Genomic DNA, 3,260 nt, shown 5'->3' on the forward strand with positions numbered 1-3,260 from the left:
TAGGCTCCACCATGCCTTCCCGACAGTCACTTGATTCAAGACCAGTCGCAAGTCTTTAGAAAGAGGTCTTCCCTCTTCCTTCTGATGACTTCCGACTGTTCTTCGAACAGTCGCTCTTTAACAATGTAACCATGCTGACAAACGTTCTTTCGAAAGAAAGAACACGAGATACGTCTCAAGCGTATCCGGCAATATCGTTTGTCATCGCGACCAGACTCCTTCGGGTTATATGGTCAAGCGATGAAGCGCACACGGTGGATGCCTAGGCAGCCAGAGGCGATGAAAGACGTGGAAGCCTGCGATAAGGTTCGGCGAGGTGGCAAACAACCTGCGACCCGGACATCTCTGAATGGGGAAACCCACCTGCCATCAGGCAGGTATCGTTGACTGAATCCATAGGTCAACGAGGCGAACCGGGAGAACTGAAACATCTCAGTACCCCGAGGAACAGAAATCAACCGAGATTCCCCCAGTAGCGGCGAGCGACCGGGGAGTAGCCCTTAAGCGGGTGACAGGTTAGGCGAATGAGCTGGGAAGCTCAGCGATACAGGGTGATAGCCCCGTAGTCGAAAGCCTGATCCCGTGAAATCGAGTAGGTCGGGGCACGTGTAACCTTGACTGAAGACGGGGGGACCATCCTCCAAGGCTAAATACTCCTGGCTGACCGATAGTGAACCAGTACCGTGAGGGAAAGGCGAAAAGAACCCCGGAGAGGGGAGTGAAATAGATCCTGAAACCGTGTGCGTACAAGCAGTGGGAGCAGGCAAGTTCTGTGACCGCGTACCTTTTGTATAATGGGTCAGCGACTTATATTCAGTGGCGAGCTTAACCGCATAGGGGAGGCGTAGAGAAATCGAGTCTTAACTGGGCGACCAGTCGCTGGATATAGACCCGAAACCGGGCGATCTATCCATGAGCAGGTTGAAGGTTGAGTAACATCAACTGGAGGACCGAACCAGGAACTGTTGAAAAAGTTTTGGATGACTTGTGGATCGGAGTGAAAGGCTAATCAAGCCCGGAGATAGCTGGTTCTCCTCGAAAGCTATTTAGGTAGCGCCTCACGTATCACCGCCGGGGGTAGAGCACTGTTTCGGCTAGGGGGCCATCCCGGCTTACCAACCCGAGGCAAACTCCGAATACCGGTGAGTGCAAGCGTGGGAGACACACAGCGGGTGCTAACGTCCGTTGTGAAAAGGGAAACAACCCAGACCGTCAGCTAAGGTCCCGAAATCCTGGTTAAGTGGGAAACGATGTGGGAAGGCTCAGACAGCTAGGAGGTTGGCTTAGAAGCAGCCATCCTTTAAAGAAAGCGTAATAGCTCACTAGTCGAGTCGGCCTGCGCGGAAGATGTAACGGGGCTAAACCAGGTACCGAAGCTACGGGTTCATCCTCTGGATGAGCGGTAGAGGAGCGTCGTGTACGCCGACGAAGGTGAGTCGAAAGGCTTGCTGGAGGTATCACGAGTGCGAATGCTGACATGAGTAACGATAAGGGGAGTGAAAAACTCCCCCGCCGGAAGACCAAGGGTTTCTGTTCGACGCTAATCGGAGCAGAGTGAGTCGGTCCCTAAGGCGAGGCCGAAAGGCGTAGCCGATGGGAAACGGGCTAATATTCCCGTACCTGACTGTATTGCGATGGGGGGACGAAGAAGGCTAGGTGAGCCAGGCGTTGGTTGTCCTGGTGAAAGTCAGTAGGCTGGGGCATTAGGTAAATCCGGTACCCCAAGGCCGAGAGACGAGACGAACAGACTACGGTCTGGAAGTCATCGATGCCACGCTTCCAGGAAAAGCCTCTAAGCTTCAGATACAGTGAGACCGTACCCCAAACCGACACAGGTGGTCAGGGTGAGAATCCCAAGGCGCTTGAGAGAACTCGGGTGAAGGAACTAGGCAAAATGGTGCCGTAACTTCGGGAGAAGGCACGCCGCCAGTATGTGAACACCCTCGCGGTGGGAGCAGAAGGCGGTCGAAGATACCAGGTGGCTGCAACTGTTTATTAAAAACACAGTACTCTGCAAACGCGTAAGCGGACGTATAGGGTATGACGCCTGCCCGGTGCCGGAAGGTTAATTGATGGCGTTAGCTCCGGCGAAGCGCTTGATCGAAGCCCCGGTAAACGGCGGCCGTAACTATAACGGTCCTAAGGTAGCGAAATTCCTTGTCGGGTAAGTTCCGACCTGCACGAATGGCGTAATGATGGCCACGCTGTCTCCACCCGAGACTCAGTGAAATTGAAATCGCAGTGAAGATGCTGTGTACCCGCGGCTAGACGGAAAGACCCCGTGAACCTTTACTACAGCTTCACACTGGACGCTGATGTTGCTTGTGTAGGATAGCTGGGAGGCTTTGAAACGGTAGCGCCAGCTGCCGTGGAGCCACCCTTGAAATACCAGCCTGGCATCATTGGCGTTCTAACTCAGGTCCGTTATCCGGATCGAGGACCGTGTGTGGTGGGTAGTTTGACTGGGGCGGTCTCCTCCCAAAGTGTAACGGAGGAGCACGAAGGTACCCTCAGCACGGTCGGAAATCGTGCATTGAGTGCAAGAGCATAAGGGTGCTTAACTGCGAGACAGACACGTCGAGCAGATACGAAAGTAGGTTCTAGTGATCCGGTGGTTCTGAATGGAAGGGCCATCGCTCAACGGATAAAAGGTACTCCGGGGATAACAGGCTGATACCGCCCAAGAGTTCACATCGACGGCGGTGTTTGGCACCTCGATGTCGGCTCATCACATCCTGGGGCTGAAGTCGGTCCCAAGGGTATGGCTGTTCGCCATTTAAAGTGGTACGCGAGCTGGGTTTAGAACGTCGTGAGACAGTTCGGTCCCTATCTGCCGTGGGCGTTGGAGATTTGAGAAGTGCTGCTCCTAGTACGAGAGGACCGGAGTGGACGACCCTCTGGTGTACCGGTTGTCACGCCCGTGGCATTGCCGGGTAGCTAAGGTCGGACGGGATAACCGCTGAAAGCATCTAAGCGGGAAGCCCCCTTCAAGATGAGATCTCCCCGAGGCCTTGAGCCTCCTGAAGGGTCCAGCAAGACGAGCTGGTTGATAGGCCGGATGTGGAAGCGTTGCAAGGCGTTAAGCTGACCGGTACTAATGGCCCGTGAGGCTTGACCATATAACACCCAAGGAGTCTGGATGACAGACGCTTGCCGGGTACGTTGAGACGACTCATCAGCATGGTGACATTGATTTTTTTCGCCTGACGATCATAGCGTTCGGGAACCACCTGATCCCATGCCGAACTCAGAAGTGAAAC

At 54.3% G+C, this 3,260-nt stretch carries 2 rRNA genes; both read left to right on the top strand.

Features of this window, described 5'->3' with window-relative positions:
* Window positions 1-231 precede the first annotated feature (231 nt).
* Window positions 232-3,119: ribosomal RNA gene (locus QWY74_RS12925) — 23S ribosomal RNA — on the top strand.
* A gap of 83 nt (window positions 3,120-3,202) precedes the next feature.
* A 5S ribosomal RNA gene (rrf, locus tag QWY74_RS12930) occupies window positions 3,203-3,260 on the top strand; the annotation flags it as partial.

The organism is Halomonas almeriensis (assembly GCF_030409235.1).
Classification (GTDB): Bacteria; Pseudomonadota; Gammaproteobacteria; order Pseudomonadales; family Halomonadaceae; genus Halomonas; species Halomonas almeriensis.